General features: G+C 59.4%; 17 protein-coding genes. 6 read left to right on the top strand and 11 right to left on the bottom strand.

What is annotated here, in order from left to right; translation table 11 throughout:
• Positions 1–157: 157 nt before the first annotated feature.
• From M3N55_RS14705 to M3N55_RS14695, 3 genes are read left to right on the top strand one after another with little or no spacing between them, the layout of a single operon-like run.
• On the top strand, positions 158–1,612 hold the full coding sequence (locus tag M3N55_RS14705; protein WP_249060456.1) for an MmgE/PrpD family protein: 1,455 nt from the start codon (positions 158–160) through the stop codon (positions 1,610–1,612).
• Between the two features lie 24 nt (positions 1,613–1,636).
• The gene (locus M3N55_RS14700) at positions 1,637–2,671 is read left to right on the top strand and encodes a PdxA family dehydrogenase (protein ID WP_249060455.1); all 1,035 of its coding nucleotides are present in this window, start codon (positions 1,637–1,639) and stop codon (positions 2,669–2,671) included.
• The gene (locus M3N55_RS14695) at positions 2,668–3,747 is read left to right on the top strand and encodes a tartrate dehydrogenase (RefSeq protein ID WP_249060452.1); all 1,080 of its coding nucleotides are present in this window, start codon (positions 2,668–2,670) and stop codon (positions 3,745–3,747) included. The genes M3N55_RS14700 and M3N55_RS14695 overlap by 4 nt, the downstream gene beginning before the upstream one ends.
• 7 nt (positions 3,748–3,754) lie before the next feature.
• Here M3N55_RS14695 and M3N55_RS14690 read toward each other — a convergent pair whose 3' ends face one another.
• Positions 3,755–4,705 carry a LysR family transcriptional regulator gene (locus M3N55_RS14690; RefSeq protein WP_249060450.1) on the bottom strand — a complete coding sequence of 317 codons (951 nt, stop codon included), beginning with the start codon at positions 4,703–4,705 and terminating at the stop codon, positions 3,755–3,757.
• 106 nt (positions 4,706–4,811) lie between these two features.
• Here M3N55_RS14690 and M3N55_RS14685 point away from each other — a divergent pair, with 106 nt between their 5' ends.
• Both M3N55_RS14685 and M3N55_RS14680 read left to right on the top strand, forming a co-directional pair.
• The gene (locus tag M3N55_RS14685; RefSeq protein ID WP_249060447.1) at positions 4,812–5,975 is read left to right on the top strand and encodes an acyl-CoA dehydrogenase family protein; all 1,164 of its coding nucleotides are present in this window, start codon (positions 4,812–4,814) and stop codon (positions 5,973–5,975) included.
• The gene (locus tag M3N55_RS14680) at positions 5,975–7,072 is read left to right on the top strand and encodes a CaiB/BaiF CoA transferase family protein (RefSeq protein WP_249060445.1); all 1,098 of its coding nucleotides are present in this window, start codon (positions 5,975–5,977) and stop codon (positions 7,070–7,072) included. The genes M3N55_RS14685 and M3N55_RS14680 overlap by 1 nt, the downstream gene beginning before the upstream one ends.
• A 41-nt stretch (positions 7,073–7,113) precedes the next feature.
• Here the strand turns inward: M3N55_RS14680 and M3N55_RS14675 are convergent, their stop codons facing one another.
• The 8 genes from M3N55_RS14675 to M3N55_RS14640 all read right to left on the bottom strand — a co-directional run bounded on the left by M3N55_RS14675 (position 7,114) and on the right by M3N55_RS14640 (position 14,612).
• Positions 7,114–8,358: an NAD(P)/FAD-dependent oxidoreductase gene (locus tag M3N55_RS14675; protein ID WP_249060444.1), complete on the bottom strand. Its 1,245-nt coding sequence runs from the start codon at positions 8,356–8,358 to the stop codon at positions 7,114–7,116.
• Positions 8,359–8,424: 66 nt separating this feature from the next.
• Positions 8,425–8,895 carry a cyanase gene (gene cynS, locus M3N55_RS14670; RefSeq protein ID WP_249060433.1) on the bottom strand — a complete coding sequence of 157 codons (471 nt, stop codon included), beginning with the start codon at positions 8,893–8,895 and terminating at the stop codon, positions 8,425–8,427.
• Between the two features lie 39 nt (positions 8,896–8,934).
• Complete coding sequence (locus M3N55_RS14665; RefSeq protein ID WP_249060432.1) at positions 8,935–9,783, bottom strand: sulfurtransferase; 849 nt, start codon at positions 9,781–9,783, stop codon at positions 8,935–8,937.
• 38 nt (positions 9,784–9,821) lie between these two features.
• Positions 9,822–10,967, bottom strand: coding sequence for an acyl-CoA dehydrogenase family protein (locus M3N55_RS14660; RefSeq protein ID WP_249060430.1), 1,146 nt, complete (start codon positions 10,965–10,967; stop codon positions 9,822–9,824).
• A gap of 101 nt (positions 10,968–11,068) precedes the next feature.
• Positions 11,069–11,605, bottom strand: coding sequence for an OsmC family protein (locus M3N55_RS14655; protein WP_249060428.1), 537 nt, complete (start codon positions 11,603–11,605; stop codon positions 11,069–11,071).
• Between the two features lie 26 nt (positions 11,606–11,631).
• The gene (locus tag M3N55_RS14650; RefSeq protein ID WP_249060426.1) at positions 11,632–12,474 is read right to left on the bottom strand and encodes an ABC transporter permease; all 843 of its coding nucleotides are present in this window, start codon (positions 12,472–12,474) and stop codon (positions 11,632–11,634) included.
• Positions 12,471–13,721, bottom strand: coding sequence for an ABC transporter substrate-binding protein (locus M3N55_RS14645; RefSeq protein WP_249060424.1), 1,251 nt, complete (start codon positions 13,719–13,721; stop codon positions 12,471–12,473). Before M3N55_RS14645 ends, M3N55_RS14650 begins: the two co-directional genes overlap by 4 nt.
• 30 nt (positions 13,722–13,751) lie before the next feature.
• Positions 13,752–14,612, bottom strand: a complete 861-nt coding sequence (locus M3N55_RS14640; protein WP_249060422.1) for an ABC transporter ATP-binding protein — start codon at positions 14,610–14,612, stop codon at positions 13,752–13,754.
• 343 nt (positions 14,613–14,955) lie between these two features.
• Between M3N55_RS14640 and M3N55_RS14635 the strand changes: the two genes are divergently transcribed.
• On the top strand, positions 14,956–15,678 hold the full coding sequence (locus M3N55_RS14635) for a TetR/AcrR family transcriptional regulator (protein WP_249060420.1): 723 nt from the start codon (positions 14,956–14,958) through the stop codon (positions 15,676–15,678).
• Positions 15,679–16,399: 721 nt separating this feature from the next.
• On the opposite strand, the gene M3N55_RS14630 is transcribed toward M3N55_RS14635, so the two are convergent.
• Positions 16,400–17,392, bottom strand: coding sequence for an aldose epimerase family protein (locus M3N55_RS14630; RefSeq protein ID WP_249060419.1), 993 nt, complete (start codon positions 17,390–17,392; stop codon positions 16,400–16,402).
• The coding region (locus M3N55_RS16815; protein WP_346429278.1) for an SMP-30/gluconolactonase/LRE family protein at positions 17,389–17,573 on the bottom strand (185 nt) is incomplete at its 5' end. The genes M3N55_RS14630 and M3N55_RS16815, both read right to left, overlap by 4 nt.

The raw sequence follows: 17,573 nt of genomic DNA, 5'->3' as shown, positions 1-17,573 counted from the left end.
CCCGGGTTGCTGGATGCAGCTTTGCGGACATTTAATTCTGAAATGCGCAAAATCGCAACACTATTGTTGACAATTTACAAGGTTGGATGCCACTTAGATGGCAATGGAATATCTGGTCGTTCCGCTGCAAGGCACGACCGCGCAAAGGAGAACCCACATGACCATTCAGACCGAAGGCGCAAGCTGGGACCACCTGTCCGGCCTGACCGATGCTGCCGTGCGTTTTACTGTTGGGCACAGCGCAACGGCGCTAGATGCCGAAACCCTGCATCTTGCGCGCCGCTGCATTCTGGATGGTTTGGCAGTTATGATCGCCGGAACCGACCAGCCCGGAATGGCACCGCTTCTGCGGCATCTTACAACGATTGGCGGGTCCGGGCAGGCGCGCGTTCTGGGGTTGAGCGGCCTGCGTCTGCCCGCGCCCGCCGCTGCGCTTTGGGCCGGAACGGCAGGCCACGCAATGGATTGGGATGATACACAATTGGCAGAGGGGCCGGGGCGCCCCTATGGGCTGCTGATGCACCCCACCGTTCCACCGCTGACCGCAGCGCTGGTGCTGGCTGATCTTGTGGCGCTGGAAACTGGCGCGCCAGTTACCGGCATGAAACTGGTTGGCGCCTTTACCGCTGGGTTCGAGGTGGGCTGCAAGGTGGCCGAAGCCATTGATCCCGACCATTACATGAGGGGATTCCACACCTCCGGGACGATTGGAACCTTTGCCGCTGCCGCCGCTGCCTCGCATATGTTGGGGCTGGATGCTGCGACCACTGCGCGCGCCTTGGGCATTGCGGCGTCCATGGCATCTGGCATTCGCGCCGGCTTCGGGACAATGACCAAACCGCTGCATGTTGGCCGCGCCGCCCAGAACGGTGTGACCGCTGCGTTGCTGGCGCGCGAAGGGCTGTCATCTAACGAAGAGGCGCTTGACGGGCGTTGGGGGTATCTGGCGATTGCCGGGCCTGGCGGTGATCCGTCGCAAGTGCGCGACAGGTTCGGTGCGCCGCATGCCATGTTGTCACCCGGTGTCAGCATAAAGCCATATCCCTCTGGCGTGCTGACCCACCCGAGCATGGATGCGATGAAATTTCTGATGGCCGAAGAAGGGCTGACCCCGGACGATATTGAAAAGGTCACGTTGAATGCAGGCAGCAACGTCCTTGGCCCGATCCGCTATCACGTTGCTCAAACCGAGCTGGAGGGCAAGTTTTCCTTCGCTTTCCTGCTCTCTGCGATCATTTTGCGGGGCAGCGCGGGCAAGACAGAGTTCACCGACGAATTCGTGGCCTCTGACGGCTGCCAATCCATGCAGCGCCGCATAGAGACCCGGTTTGACGCCGAGATAGAGGCGATGGGATGGGACAGGATACGCTCTCGGATTGATGTTGTCACACGCGATGGGCGCACCCTTTCGCGCTGGGCGGATGAGAATTATCGTGGCAGCCCGCATAATCCGCTGAGCGATGCTGAACTGGCTGGCAAGTTCAATGATTGCGCCGCCGGGCTTTTGTCAGAGACACGGCAGCAAGCGCTGATTGACACTGTCGCAAAGGTAGAGACGCTGCCAGATGTCAGCGTTCTGATGGACTTGCTGACATGGCGCGATCCGGCCTGAATGATACAATAAGGGACCACGGACATGACAGATGAGTTTCGCCCAACGCTTGTGCTGACAACAGGCGACCCGACCGGGATCGGGCCAGAGATGACGGCCCGAATCCTTGCGCAAAGCGATATCCGTGACAGTGCCGATATTGTGGTGCTGGGGGACCGCCGTGTCCTGGAGATGGGGATGACCCAGGCCGGTGTTTCATTAACGATTGACCTGATCCGCAGCGCCGAGGATGCCCGGCACGACCAGAGCGCCATTCCCATGATAGACCTTGGCAATATGGACCCGGCCAAGTTCGTGCTGGGGGCGCCCGACCCCGAAATTGGCGCGCGGGTGGGCGATACCTTGAAGGCCGCGGTGGACATCGCGCGCGCGGGCCATGCCCATGGCATTTGTTTTGCGCCCTTGCACAAGAAGGCAATGTTTGACGGGGGCTGGCGCTTCAAGGACGAGCATCAGCTTTTTGCGCATTTGCTGGGTTTCAACGGCGTATTTCGCGAAATGAACGTGCTGGACGGGCAATGGATGAGCCGCGTCACCTCTCATGTCAGCCTGCGCGAGGCGCTGGATCTGATTACCCCGGAGCGGATAAGCGAGGCGCTGCACCTGACCGACACCATGTTGCGCCGCGCCGGGATTGCCGCGCCGCGCATTGCTGTCGCGGCGCTGAACCCGCATAATGGCGAAGGCGGGCTGTTTGGCACCGAAGAGATAGACATCATCCGCCCCGCCGTAGAGGCCGCGCAGGCCGAGGGTATCTGTTGCGATGGTCCGTTTCCGTCCGATACGGTCTATTTGAAGGCGTTTGCCGGGGAATATGACAGCGTGTTGGCGATGTATCATGACCAGGGCCAGATCGCGACCAAGCTCAAGGGGTTCAACAAGGGCGTGACGGTGACATCAGGCCTGCCCATTATCTTTACAACCCCCGCCCATGGCACCGCACATGATATTGTCGGGCAGGGTATTGCCGATGCCGGCGCGTTCATAACCGCAATCCGGTTGGCTACGAAACTTGCCATCGCGCAGCATGGCCCCAAACCAGAGGATCAATCCGCATGAGCCGCAACTCTTACCGCATTGCAGTTATTCCCGGCGACGGGATTGGAACAGAAGTTGTGCCCGAGGGGCTGAAAGTGCTGTCAGCCGCCGCGCGCAAATTCGACATCGGGCTCCAGTTTGACATGCATGATTTCGCGTCAGCCGAGTATTACACGGCCCATGGCCAGATGCTTCCGGATGATTGGAAATCGCGGATTGGCGATAGCGACGCGCTGTATTTTGGTGCTGTAGGCTGGCCCGACACGGTGCCCGACCATGTGTCTCTCTGGGGGTCTTTGCTCAAGTTTCGGCGCGAATATGACCAGTATATCAACCTGCGCCCCGTGCGCCTTATGCCGGGCGTGCCATCGCCTTTGGCTGGCCGCGAGCCGGGTGATATAGATTTCTGGGTCGTGCGCGAAAACACTGAGGGCGAATATTCTTCTATTGGCGGTCGCATTTTCGAGGGGACCGAGCGCGAAACCGTGTTGCAGGAAACCGTGATGACACGCGTTGGCGTTGACCGGGTTCTGAAATTCGCCTTCGATCTGGCGCAGCAACGCCCCAAGAAGCATGTGACCTCTGCAACCAAGTCCAACGGTATTTCCATCACCATGCCTTATTGGGACGAACGGGTGGTGGACATGGCCAAGGGCTACCCGGATGTCATGGTCGACAAGTTCCACATAGACATTCTGACCGCGCATTTCGTGCTGCACCCCGACTGGTTCGACGTGGTCGTTGCGTCCAATCTGTTTGGCGATATCTTGTCTGATCTTGGGCCAGCCTGCACCGGCACCATTGGGATTGCGCCTTCTGGCAACATCAACCCCGAACGCGACTATCCATCATTGTTCGAACCGGTCCACGGCTCTGCGCCGGACATTGCCGGCAAGGGTATTGCGAACCCCGTTGGCCAGATCTGGGCCGGCGCGATGATGCTGGAGCATCTGGGCCACCCCGATGCGGCGGCGGCGATTGTTGCCGCCATAGAAAAAGTGCTGGCAAACCCGGCCCAGCGGACTGCCGATCTGGGCGGCACGGCCGGGACGGTTGCCTGTGGCGATGCCGTTGTTGCGGCGTTGGAAAGCGCCTGAGTATTGGCTAACGGTTAGAGTCTGGCGGCGCGGGCATGTCGGCCATGCGCGCGCCTCCCCAGACATTGCCTGTTACCAATTCTGCCGTAAGAGAGCGGATCAATTCGCAGACCAAACTGGCTGAATGCGTCAGCGGTCGCGAAGAACGGTAGCCCAGATGCGCGCGCCGCCATAGGCCGGGGGCTGGAAAGCGCCGCGCCTCTAACTGTGCTGCCGTCACCTCGGCCTGAACCGCGTGAATGGGCAGAACCGATGCGCCGTGCCGGTCAATCACAAGTTGCTTGATGCTGGCATAGCTGTCGATCTCTATGACTGGTGTCACCCCGTGCGACGCAAGCCCAAGTTCGCGCTCCAGTAGCCTGCGCAACCCGTGCGACCCACTGGGCAGGATCAGCGGGCTACGGCCCAAAATGGTCTGTGCGGATTCGTCTTGCGCCCATCCGTCTGGCGCTGCGACCAGCACAAGTTCCTCGTCGAGCAAGATTTCGGAATGAACCCCCGCTTCTGAGACCGGACTGTAGACCACTGCAAGGTCAATCTGCCCATCCATCAGCCAGTCACGCACAAACCCGCTCATCGCTTCGGCCACGACAAGACGCAGGTTGGGATAAATCGCCTTGCACCGTGCCACCAGCGGCACCGCAAGGATGGACCCTATCGTGGCGGGCAGACCAATCCGGACTGTGCCGGAAGGCTGTTTGCCATGGCTTTGCACCTCGTCAAGCGCGCGGTCGAAATCTTCCAGAATTGCCCTTGCGCGCAGCATCAGAACCGCGCCCGCATCCGTTGGCTTCACGCCGTTCTGACTGCGCACCAACAACGCTGTGCCAAGCCGGTCTTCCATGTTGCGCACATGCAGCGACAGGGCGGGTTGCGCCACACCCAGCCGCGCGGCGGCCCCGGTGATAGAGCCGTCCTCGACAATCGCCACAAAATACCGAAGCTGCCGGAGATTCATCTTTTCCATCACATTTGTATATGGTGACTATCATAAACATATCTTTGCAAGATGCTATAGCGGCTGCGACACTCAAGACGACGCAAAGTTGCAAGCGGAGCAAGACATGGCTGGACCGGCCCCCACAGATTACATCGAAATTCGCGATGGCATCCGCGCGATCTGCGCGGAATTTCCCGACGAATACCACCGCAAGATAGACGCAGAACGCGCCTATCCAGAGGCATTCGTGGACGCGCTGACCCGCGCTGGATGGATGGCGGCGCTGATCCCGGAGGAGTATGGCGGCTCTGGCCTGGGCCTTTCAGAGGCCTCGGTGATTATGGAGGAAATCAACCGTTCGGGGGGCAATTCCGGCGCGTGCCATGGGCAGATGTATAATATGAACACGCTGCTGCGCCACGGCTCCGAGGCGCAACGCAGAGCGTATTTGCCACGAATTGCGGCTGGAGAATTGCGCCTTCAGTCAATGGGCGTGACCGAACCGACAACAGGCACCGACACCACCAAGCTGAAGACAACCGCCGTGCGCAAGAATGACCGTTATGTCATCAATGGCCAGAAGGTCTGGATCAGCCGGGTGCAGCATTCCGACCTGATGTTGCTTCTGGCCCGCACCACACCCCTGTCGCAGGTCAAGAAGAAATCCCAAGGCTTGTCGGTGTTTCTGGTTGATATCAAGGATGCGATGCAGAACGGCATGACCGTAAAGCCCATCGCCAACATGGTGAATCACGAAACCAATGAACTGTTCTTCGACAACCTGGAGATACCGGCAGAAAACCTGATCGGCCAAGAGGGCGAAGGGTTCAAATACATCATGACGGGCCTGAATGCCGAGCGTGCGCTGATCGCGGCAGAGTGTATCGGCGATGGCTACTGGTTCATCGATCGTGTGACCGCCTACGCAAAGGAGCGGCAGGTTTTCGGTCGCCCCATCGGCCAGAACCAGGGCGTGCAATTTCCGATCGCGGAAGCCTATATCGAAATATGTGCCGCCGACCTTATGCGCTGGAAAGCCTGCGACTTGTTCGATTCAGGCGCGCCCTGCGGCACAGAGGCAAACATGGCCAAATTGCTTGCCGCCAAGGCCTCCTGGGAGGCGGCGAATGCCTGTATCCAGTTCCATGGCGGTTTTGGTTTTGCCAATGAATACGACATTGAACGCAAGTTCCGTGAAACCCGGCTGTATCAGGTGGCGCCAATCTCGACCAACCTGATCCTGTCTTATGTGGCCGAACATGTGCTTGATCTGCCGAGGTCATTCTGATGCTGCCGCTGGAAGGCCTGAAGGTCGTTGCCTTGGAGCAGGCGGTTGCTGCGCCGTTTGCGTCATCGCGGCTGGCGGATGCCGGTGCGCATGTGGTCAAGATTGAGCGCCCTGAGGGCGATTTTGCCCGCGGCTATGACACTGCGGCGGCTGGCCAGTCCAGCTATTTTGTCTGGCTGAACCGTGGCAAGCACAGCAAGACATTGGATCTGGCAACTCCGCCCGGAAAAGCAGAGCTTGCCGAATTGATCGCCGGGGCCGATGTGCTGATCCAGAACCTGAAACCCGGTGCGCTGGCGCGTCTGGGGTTCGACCTGACGCAACTGCACCGCGAGCATCCAAGGCTGATTTCTTGCTCTATCTCTGGGTATGGTGAGGATGGCCCGCTTGCCAACCGCAAGGCATATGATCTGTTAATTCAGGCCGAAGCCGGCCTCTGTTCCTTGACCGGTGGGCCGGAAGCGCCGTCGCGTGTCGGTATTTCCATTGTGGATATCGCAACCGGGGCCACGGCCCATTCCGCAATTCTAGAGGCGCTGATCCGCCGCGGCATAACAGGCGAAGGCGCGTGCATTTCCGTGTCCATGTTCGATGTGATGGCAGATTGGCTTGCGGTGCCGTTGCTGAACCACGAGGGCGGCACAAGCCCTACGCGGGTGGGGCTGAAACATCCGTCCATTGCACCCTATGGGGTGTTTTACCCCTTATCTGGTCCGCCAATCCTGCTGGCCGTGCAGTCTGACCGCGAATGGCGGGTGCTGGCGCGCGATTTCATTGGCGATCCGGAGGCTGCGGATGATCCGCGCTTTGCCACCAATCTAGCGCGTGTCGCCAACCGCGCCGCAACGGATGCGCTGGTTGGTGCCGCGTTTGCCAGGCGGGACTGGCAAAGCTGTGTTGCGATGTTGGACGGCATCGATATTGCGCTGGCCTCTGTCAATGACATGGCGGCCTTATCGCAGCATCCGCATCTGCGCCGTGTTACTGTCGATACTCCGGGCGGCAAGGTCAGCTTTCCGGCGCCTGCACCCCGTATTCTGGGGGAGAGCAGGCAACTTGGTGCCGTCCCGGCGCTGGAACCTGCAACACCGCATTAAGGGCCTTGACCGCTTGCGCCACTTCAAGACGGTCCCAAGACCTAGGCCGAAGCGAGCGCGGCGATGTCGTGCTCAGGATCGGCAACATCTGCGGCCGAAATATCTGCCCCGCGCTCTAGCAGTCGTTTGCCTGTCATATAGGCGCGCGGGTCAGACAAGGCATCTATCGCGATGAACCTGCCCTTCAGGAAATACCACACAGACCCGGTTCCCGCGCGTTTGCCGGGGCGGAAGATCGTCTGATCTGCTCCGATGTTCAGTCCCGCAATCTGCAATTTCATGTCGTATTGGTCGGACCAGAACCATGGAACGGGCGCATAGGGCGTGTCTGTCCCGGCCAGTGTCTGGGCCAGAGCGCGTGCCTGATCGCAGGCATTCTGCACGCTTTCCAGCCGCAGGGTTTGGCCGCCAAGCTCAAACGAGGCCACATCCCCTATGGCGAAAATCCGGGGATCGGAACTGCGACACAAGGCATCCACACTGATACCTCCGCTCGCAGTTGTCGCACATGCCAAACCGCAGGCTTGGGCCAGATCCGCATTGGCCAGCCCACCGATCCCGACAATGACCAGATCCGCACCAAGCGATGTTCCGGTATCAAGCTGCACAGATGCGACATGGCCATCCGGTCCGGGCCGCAATTCTGTCACTCCGACACCTTCGTGCAGCTCTACACCCTGCGACAAATGCAGCGCGCGGATCATGTCCGCCGTCATCTCACAGGCGACCCGCCCAAGGATGCGCGGACCCGCTTCGACCAGCGCCACATCAGCCCCCAGCTTTCGCAAGATCGCCGCCGATTCCAGCCCGATATAGCCACCGCCAATAACCACCACCCGCTTGATGGTGTCCAATGCGGGCGCAAGCAGGTCGATATCTGCCATGCCACGGATAATATGCACGCCGGGCAAGCTGCCACCGCGCTCTGACGGAAACGGACGGGGGCGGCTGCCTGTAGCGATTACAAGGTCGGCGTAGTCGATCCGATCACCGCCCTCAAGCATCACATAGGCATCTTCGCGGGCGATCTGAACGACCCGCGCATTCGTGTGTAGCGCAATGTCATTGGCCACATACCAATCATCCGGCTTAAGCCAAAGCCGCTCGCGTGCCATGGTTCCGGACAGGTAGGCTTTGGACAAGGGCGGACGTTGATAAGGTGGAAAAGGTTCCTCGCCCAGCATGATGATGCTGCGCATGTCACCGGCCCGGCGCAGGCTTTCTGCAAGTGTAAGCGCCGCCTGACCTGCGCCGATAATGACCAAATCTGCCTGTGTCCGCGTCATCCGCCCTGCCTTCTGTTTGGTCCCGCCCGGCATGGCCGGGCAGGGGGTGTTTTGTGAAAGCCGACCTTACCAGTCGTTATATTTCAAGAACTTGCCAGTCATCTCTACTTTGACGCGGTCGCCTTTAGGGTTCGGCACGCGGGTAATGGCCATGTCGAAATCGATGGCCGACATGATCCCGTCACCGAATTCTTCCTGAATGATGGCCTTCATGGTTGGGCCATAGACACCGACGATTTCATACAGGCGATAGATGCAAGGATCGGTCGGCACGGCCTGTTCCCAGATCTTGGTCGGATATTCCATCAGCACCTCGACCGCATCTTCGGGCAGGCCCAAAGCGGCCACAAGGTTGCGCGCCGCATCTTCGGGCATGGAATTCAGGCCCATGGCCGCTGAATGGGTGAAAACGGCGGATTTCCCGGTTTTCTCAGCGATCTCGGCCCAGCTCAGGCCCAGCTTTTTCTTGGCCACCAACACCATCGCGGCAACATCATCTTTGGTCATCATCGGGTCTGCGAAGGGAGAGTCTTTCATCAGTTTGATCCTTGTTGTCAGGTTGGGATGGTGAGAGCGTCAGGACGCGAACGGGCGCCCTTCTTCGATGGGAAGCGACGGGTCGCGCGACCATTCGTTCCAGCTACCGAAATAGATGCGCACATCGGCCACTCCGGCCTGTTTCAGCGCCAGATAGCTATTGGACGCCCGCGCGCCTTTGAAGCAATAGAGGTACACCGGCATGTCCGGGGTGATCCCGACAGTTGCCAGCTCGGCCAGCACTTCGTCGGGTGATTTCAGGCGCGGACCATCGCCCGTGGGCTTCATCAGCCGATACCATTCGATCCAGCGCGCGGTGGGAATGCGCCCCTTGCGCGGGCAGAAATCCTTGCCATAGGGAGAGGAGCTTTCAGCGATCCATTCATCGACATCGCGCACATCCAGAATGGCGGCATCGCCCGTATCCAGCGCGGCCAGCATGTCATCGCGGGTCAGCAAAACATGTGCGCCGGCCGGGTCTACCGGAAACGCAACCGGCTCTGGTGCGACCGTTTCGCGGTTTAGCGGCAGACCGGCAGCGACCCAGGCTTCTATTCCGCCATCCAGAACGGCCTTTTTGGGATAGCCAAGGAAATCGAGCAGGAAATACCCCCGGCAGGACTGCCCAAAGCCGGTATTCATCGACCCTTCATAGATGACCGCGGTTTCCGCGCCGGACAGGCCCGCAGCCCCGAAAGCAGATGCGAATGTCTCTGTCATTTGCACAATGCCATCCGGGTCAGAGGTGGCAAGGAAGGTGAATATCTCGTGCAGGTTAACCGCACCGGGAATATGGCCCGCCGCATAGGCTTCTGGCGCGCGCGTGTCGATAATCACGACATCGCCCATAGTCTTTAACTGTTCTGGTGTGATGAGTGCGTGTGTCATGCTCTTTCCCTGTTGGCGTTTTGGTTTCGGATGGGCTGTCAGGCTTCGGCCCCCATATCCGCCAGCATCTTGCGCAATTGCTTGGTGGCGGGGGTTACGATGGCCACGAAATAGCTTTCGCGCAGACGGCGCTGCGCCGCGCCATTGCTGACATATCCCCGCGCGCCCTGATGCAGCATCGCATTATGCGCGGCGGCAACGGCCAGATCTCCAGCGGCAAGCCGGGCTCTGATGACCCGGATGAAATAGTCGTCCGATGGGTCGTAGGGGGTTTTGCAAAGCTCCGCGACCTCGGCCTTCATGGCGTCCAGTTTTTCGCGGAAATGCTCGGGCTGGTCGGGCAGATGCTGGTTCACATGGCCGAGTGGGCCGCGCACCTGTTCCATAAGGGCGATACAGCCCTCGATCATGCCAAACGCCATGCCCGATTGCAGCAAGATAAAACCGCCGCGGATTTTTGGCACATAGGTATTGATCGGGTCTGCAATGACATTGGCGCTTGGCACGAACGCATCGCGGCATTGCACCCCATAGGTGCGCGTGCCTTCCAGCGCCACGAAATGGTCGTTTGAAACCAGCTTCACGCCATCGCCGCGCCCATGCAGCACCATCATCACCCGTTCGCCCGCGCGTGGGCCTTCGGGGATTTCGCTGATGACGGCAAACCATGCGTCTTCATTGATGTTGCTGACCCACGGCAGGGTGCCGCGCAGAGTATAGCCACCCTCGACCGGGGTTGCCTTCAGCTTCATCGATTCTATCCCGAACAGGGTTTTCATCGGGTTCGACAGGCCGGTGCCGCCCAGCACTTCGCCCGTGGCGACCTTGGCACCCAAGCTGTCCTGCAACTCGGTATTGTCGGAATTGAAAATATACCAACCCAGCGCTGATTGGCACCACATGCAAAACGCCGTCGACAGGCATTCGCGCCCGGCGCGGGTCATGGCGGCGATGGTTGTGTCCAGGTCCAGAACGCCGCCGGGGGCGGGCAGGTGGCGCTGGAATGCGCCAGCCGCGCCATAGCTGCGCATAACCGCTTCAGGATAGACGCCGTCGGCGTCAATGGCCCGGACCAGCGGAACAAGGTCACTGGCGGTGATGCGGTCGGCTTCGGCCAGCACGAATTCGGGATCGGGAAGGCCCAGCGCGGGCATTTGCGGTGCGGTGGCAAGGTCTAAAGACATGAGCAACTCCTGAGGGATGGATGCGATAGCCTGTCGCGCTCAGACATCGGGGACGAGGTGGGATGCGGGGCCGCCACGCGCAGGCGGCCCCGATAGTCGGCTTACGCGGCGGCGATTTCCATGTTCACCGGGCGCGAGAAGGTGTTGAACACCGGCGACCATTTCGCGACATGCGCGATCAGCTCGTCGATCACCTCTTGCGGGGCGTCGGCTTCCATCACGACCTTCATGCGAACATCGGTGAAACCGACAGGCTTTTCGGACTGATCGCCCGTGCCCCAGACGGCGGTGATGTTCAGATCGGCCTCCATCTCGATTTCCAGCTTGTTGACGGTAATGCCGCGATGGACGGCATTGGCGTGCAGGCCAACGCAGACGCAAGACCCAAGCGCCGCAAGCGATGCCTCGGATGGGTTCGGTGCCGTGTCGTCACCCAGCAGGCCGGGCGGCTCGTCCACGATATAGGGCGGCAGGTCGCGAATGTAGTTGGCATGGCGAAAGCGGCCTTCGGCAACGGTTTTGCACGACAGCGTCTTGATCGCTTTTGGGTCGGCCTTGCCTTTTTCGATCAGGCCTTCCAGCCCGGTTCTGTCAATCGGCGCCAGACATCCTGTCAGCACCGTTGCGGGTTCACCCATGGTATTCCTCCTTTTCGGGTTGGGGTTCAGGTATCACTGCGCAGCCAGCTGAAGCGTTTGATCGCCAGCAAGCACAGGGAATCGAGCGCGTATCCGATGACCCCGATGACAAGCACCGTGGCCCCCAGACGCGCATAATCGAGAGAGTCGCGCGCATCGTTGATGGCAAAGCCAAGCCCCGAGGACACGCCAAGGTATTCGGCGGGCACAAGCACCACCCAGGCAATGCCCAGCGCCAGCCGAATGCCCGTCATGATGTCCTGCGCAATGGCAGGCAAAATGACATAGAACAGCATGTGCAGCGGGTTGGCCCCAAGGTTGCGCGACACTTTCAGCCAAGCAGGGTCAATCCGTTTCACACCGGCTGCCGTGGCAAACATGATCGGCCAGACAGAGGCCACGAAGATCAGGAAGATGATTGCAGCATCCCATGTGGCAAAGGCCATGATCGCAATCGGCATCCAGCTGAGTGGCGAGATCATCCGCAGCAGTTGAAACGGCGCATTTGACAGGTCGCGCAGCCATGCCAGCCGCCCGATCAGGATGCCCATGGGCACCCCGATCAGAATGGCAAAGCCAAGCCCCCAGCCCACACGGTTCAGACTTGGGGCCGACATGTGCCAAATTTCGCCACGTTGCGCCATGTCCCATAGCCGTTCCAGCGTCGGGAGGGGGGCAAGCTGCGCAAAGGCGAACATGCCCGGCGATTGGGCGATATACCAACCGCCCAAGGCCCAGAACGCGCCCAGAATGGCCAGACCCAGCGCCCCGATGGCCAGACTGCGCAGCCAGCCTTGCAGCATGGCAATCCGGGCCTTGGTGGCATCGGACCGAAGCTGGTCGGATTGGGAGAGGGCAGCATCGGTCACAGCGACAAAACCTCCTCGCGGGTGAAGGGGTCGCCTGCATTGACTGACGGATCATTCAGCCATTCCGGGAAACGCTCGACCGCTTTGCGCACGAAGCTGCGATCGACCAGATCCTCGGATACGAAGGCCGGGTCCAGATCGGCTAGGAAGGCCGCGTCACCCGACACAACGGTTTCGCGCAAGTAAGAGACCGTCAATGCGTCGGCGCTTGGGTAGGGCCACGGCTGAAAATCGATCCGTCCGTTGTTCCAATCCGCGTGGGTCAATGCGCCGCTATCGGCATATTCCGCGGTGTCGTAATGCGTCATGGCGCGGATCACGACTTCGGCTGGGGCGGGCAGATAGCCCTTGCCGTCGCGGCTGATCATCTGCGCAACCTCTGCCTTGTTCTGCGAGGCATAGATCGCGCCGCGCACCACGGCATTGGTCACGGCCTGCACCCATTCGGGCCGGGCGGTGATTGCCTCTTCGTGGGTGGCGACCACGCAGCAAGGATGGTTTTTCCAGATATCGCCGGTAAAGCGCAGCATCCGCGCGCCAGCCAGAACTTCACCCATCGCATTGAATGGTTCGGCCACGATGTAGGCGTCGATCGAGCGGGCGGCCAAGGCTGGCGGCATTTCCGGCGGTTGCATCACCATCAGGTTGCATTCGTTATCGGCCAAGGGCGCAGACTGGTCCTGAATGACCGGCGTGATGCCCGATTGCCGCAGTGCGTATTGCAGCACAATATTGTGCATCGAATACCAGAAGGGCACGGCCACCTGCTTGCCGCCCAAGCCTTTGAAATCGGTAATGTCGGTATGCGCGCCGACAACAACGCCGGACCCGTTCGTATGCGCCCAGGACAGCACCTTGACGGGAAAGTTGTTGTTGTAGCGCATCCAGATCGGGATCGGGTTCAGGAAATGCACCAGGTTGAAGCGATTGGCCACGAACCCTTCGATCAAGGGCGCCCAGCCTCGGATCAAGGTCGGGTCTTCGGCGTCCAGACCTTCATCTTTGAAATAACCATTGGCATGGGCGACCAACAGCGCCGTGGCATCGGTGATGGGCAAATAGCCGATGCGCACTTTTTCGTCCTCTTGCGCATAGGACATCTGTGGCAAGCTGGCCAGCAGGCCCGACAACCCGGCGAACAGCCCGCCTTGCGCGAACAGGTTCAGCGCACCCCGGCGGGAGTAATCACCACTATAGGCATCCTTCGCCCATTTCATTTCGGCGCGGCGTAGATCATCTTCGTTCATATCGGTTTCTCCTTGGCGAGGGATGAGCAGTCAGGCGGTGGCTTCAAAGAGCGTGGAAAGGCGCGCGCGCTCTGCCTCAAATTCGGGGCTGTCGCGATGGCGCTCGGGGCCGGGGGCCAACGGGGTATCGGTCACGATACGGCCCGGATCGGGCGCCATAATCAGGGCGCGGTCCGCCATGATGGCAGCTTCGGTAATGTCATGCGTGACCAGCACCACCGTCAGCCCAAGTTCCTTGGCAATGCGGCGCACATCCTGTTGCAGGGCGCGGCGGGTGAAGGCGTCGAGCGCGGAAAACGGCTCATCAAGCAACAACAGGTCGGGCTGTGTCGCCAGCGAACGGGCAAGTGCCACCCGCTGTTGCTGCCCGCCCGACAAATCCTGCACATTGCGGTCGGCAAAGGCGGTCAGGCCGACCAACTCCAACAGCGCGGGAACGCGTTTTGCGATTTCCGAGGTGCGTCCGGCAAAGCGCAGGCCAAGGGCGGCATTCTGCGCGACAGTCATCCACGGAAAAAGCGACGGGGCCTGAAACATCACGACCCAGCGCGGGCAGGTCGATTTCACGCGGTTGCCGTTAATATAAACGCCGCCAACGCTGGGCTGCATAAGCCCCGCGATAAGGTGCAACAACGTCGACTTGCCACAACCGGAGCGCCCGACCAATGCCACGATCTGGCCCGCATCGACCTTGAAGTTCAGATCCTGCAAACAGTTTGCAGCCGTCCCCTTATAGCGGTGCTGCAACCCGTCTATCTGGACATGCGCGCCATGACCTTGCGCGGGTGAACCTGATTTTTCCGACAGCTCTTTCTGCGACACGCCTGGCACAGTCGCATCGCCTTTGATCGCACCAGATTCGAGGGTTTTGATCGTGCTGAAAGCTGTCATACCGGACTCCGACTATGCGTATTGTTCCACTTTCTTTGAGCGTGTAGATACCGATCTGTTTTGTCCAAGCAAAAATTACGTATCCCAGAAAGACGCCGCAGATGGCCTATATTTTTGGCTTTAGCCTATATTTTGGCTACTTAATGTCCATCAATGGGGCATTTCTGAATCTCGGCAGTCATCGAATCGCAAATTTACTGAAGAAAAGCAGATACCGATCTGTATCTACTCTTTGTCTCGATTCGTCCGGTGGACAGGCTTGCATGGTGTTGTGAAGAAACCCGTGCTACAGGTCTGTATGCGAGGCGACGAAGGCGGCACGGGTATAAAGTAGGAACAGAACATGGATGACTTGACCTCGACCGTAGAAGACGGTGCGACTTCACAGGTTGTTCTTCAGCAGGAGTCCGATCCGACGCTCTGTCTTGGGGCGCGCACCCTGTGTTCTGCCCGCTACGGCAACACAACGCGCGAAAAACTGATGGCCGCCGCATCTTGGTCCTTTTGCCATGGCGGCTTTCAGGCGACGGGCGTTGACACGATCGCGCGCCGGGCAGGAACGGCAAAGACATCTCTCTACAAGCATTTCGGCAATAAAGACGGGCTTATCGAAGCTGTGCTAGAGCGGGAAGGCGCGGCATGGCGGGCATGGTTTTTCGCTGAAATCGCCAAGGTCCAAGGCGATGCCGAAGCACAGCTCCTGGCGCTCTTTGATGTGTTGGAGCTTTGGTTTTCCGACCCGCATTTTTTCGGATGCCCCTTCATCAATGCCGCTGGCGAGTTCGACATGCAGAACATGCGGCTGCGCAAGATCATTGCGGCGCATAAATCGCATTTGAACGGGTGGATTGCCGCACAATCTGCAATCTTGGGCGATGCTGACCCGGACCGCACCGTGGCGTATTTCACATTGCTGATGGATGGCGCCATCGTCGCCGCGCAAGTCAGCGGAAACGCCTCCTTTGCCCAGCACGCCAAGGAATTGGCTGAGCTGCATTTGGGCAAGCTGCGCGCGACTGCTCTTGTCACGCCGCATCGCACAGATGACAGCCTGTCGCATTCATGACCCAGTCTGGGGCCATTTGACGTTCATCCGAGTTTGATGATCGCGGCTACCAATGAGGTGAACGCCTTGCGCTTTGGTCTGTCTTGCTTGAGCGTAGAGCGAGACCTCTGTTTTCCTTGAGTCTTCCGAAATAGTTTTCGATCAGATGCCGCGATTTGTCCGTTTCCTTATCGAACGCGGCAGGAAAGCGTCGGTTTGATTTCGGTGGAATGGCCGGGGCGATGCTCCGTATGGCCAGCGTGGTTCGCGCGTCCACAACACGGCTTCCATGAACAGCCGTGGGTCGCGACTGGTTTTGCCGGGTCCGTGGCCTTGCCGAGGCAGAAAGGTTCAATCATCGCCCATCGCTCAGGACACGACGGGTCAAGGCGGCTCTCCGATGTTCGCAACCTTGGCTCAGAACTCATGTGATTTGGGAATTTTAAACGCCAACAAGCCGTAGACCTAAGTCAGATTAACGAAATTTAAAATGTCGCCACTGGGTCGGGTATTCATGACAAGCAAAAACGAGAATGGTCCGTAGGCCCTACCTCTGATGCCCACCGCGTTTGAAGCGTGCCGCGAATGACCGATTTGCCGGCCCGCATTGTGGCATTGGCGGTTCAAGTTGCAAAGCGGCTGTAGGCTGGGCTCGCAGCGGAACATACCCCTAACGCAACGGATCAAATCTGTCAGCCGACCACTCTTTAGCGGACGCTACATTCAGAAACCTTAACAAGGGTCACGCCGTGGCAAAAACATAGCGTGTCGTATGATAGTATGTTGCGTTTTTTGCCAAAAGGGCAGGCGGAAAGTGCGGATGATTGGGGGTATCGGGCCAAGCCTGTGCCTCTAATGCAAGACCAGCATGTTTCCCAAGGGCTTGCCCATCATGCCCGATCACACCCTGTTGTGGTAAATGTTGAGCCGTATACACTTGAAGGCCGGGTTCGGTGGTTTCGACATCCAGCGTCAGGCCGGACAGATCGGACCTGAGCCGTGCAACATGGCGCAAGTTTTCGCGCCTATGCGATAGGCAGAAATTATGGTCCAGCGCCACGTCCCGCAATCCGCGTGGCGTGCGGAAGTCGAAATCGGTATTCTGGACCGGGGCAATATCCCCTGTGGGGATCAGATCGTCGTCAACCGGCAAGTATTCCTCCGCCGCGATCTGCAAACGATGATGTGCCAGTGATCCGCTGTTATCCAGTATGAAATACCCGTGATGCGCAAAGCTGCAAATCGTGTCGCGGTCGCTTGTGGCGCGAATGTCGAAACCCAACGCGCGATCCGACAGGCTGATGGTCAGGCTGACCTCCAGATTGCCGGGAAAACCCATATCACCGTCAGGCAGGACAAGTGTCAGGGTGACGCTGTCTTCCGTCACCTGTGTGACCGACCACAATCGCTCGGCGCTGCCAATCTGGCCGCCGTGCAAGCAATGCCGCCCACGAAAATTGCGTGAAAGCTGGTAAAGCTGCCCATCCAGGCTGAAGCGCCCTTGTGCAATGCGATTGGCAAAGCGGCCCACGGTCGCGCCAAAATAATGCATCGGGCCAAGATAGGGGGCAAGCGTCGTTGCTCCCAGCACCAGCGGGTGCGCGACACCATCCATCCGCAGGTCTTGAACGATGGCCCCAAGCGTCAAGATATGTGCCTGCAAGTCGCCTGCGCGCAAGCGGATGCGTTTCACTGGGCGCCCATCCGGCATATGCCCGAATACGTCGATCGTCATAGGTTCAACCTCAATTGGTGTTCTGGTTGGCCCCTGCTGGGGGATTGGGCCATGAAGCTTGCGCCGTCCAGTTTGGTTGGTTTTGTGCGGCCTTGTTGTGCGGTTGTGCAAAACAGGGTTTGCAGATCTGGTCCTCCGAAAGCGGGGCAGGATGTGTGCGGTGCGGGAAGTTCTACGGTGT

The sequence above is a fragment of the Roseinatronobacter domitianus genome (assembly GCF_023336755.1).
In the GTDB taxonomy this organism is placed as follows: domain Bacteria; phylum Pseudomonadota; class Alphaproteobacteria; order Rhodobacterales; family Rhodobacteraceae; genus Roseinatronobacter; species Roseinatronobacter domitianus.
This window is presented reverse-complemented; position numbering and strand designations above follow the sequence as displayed.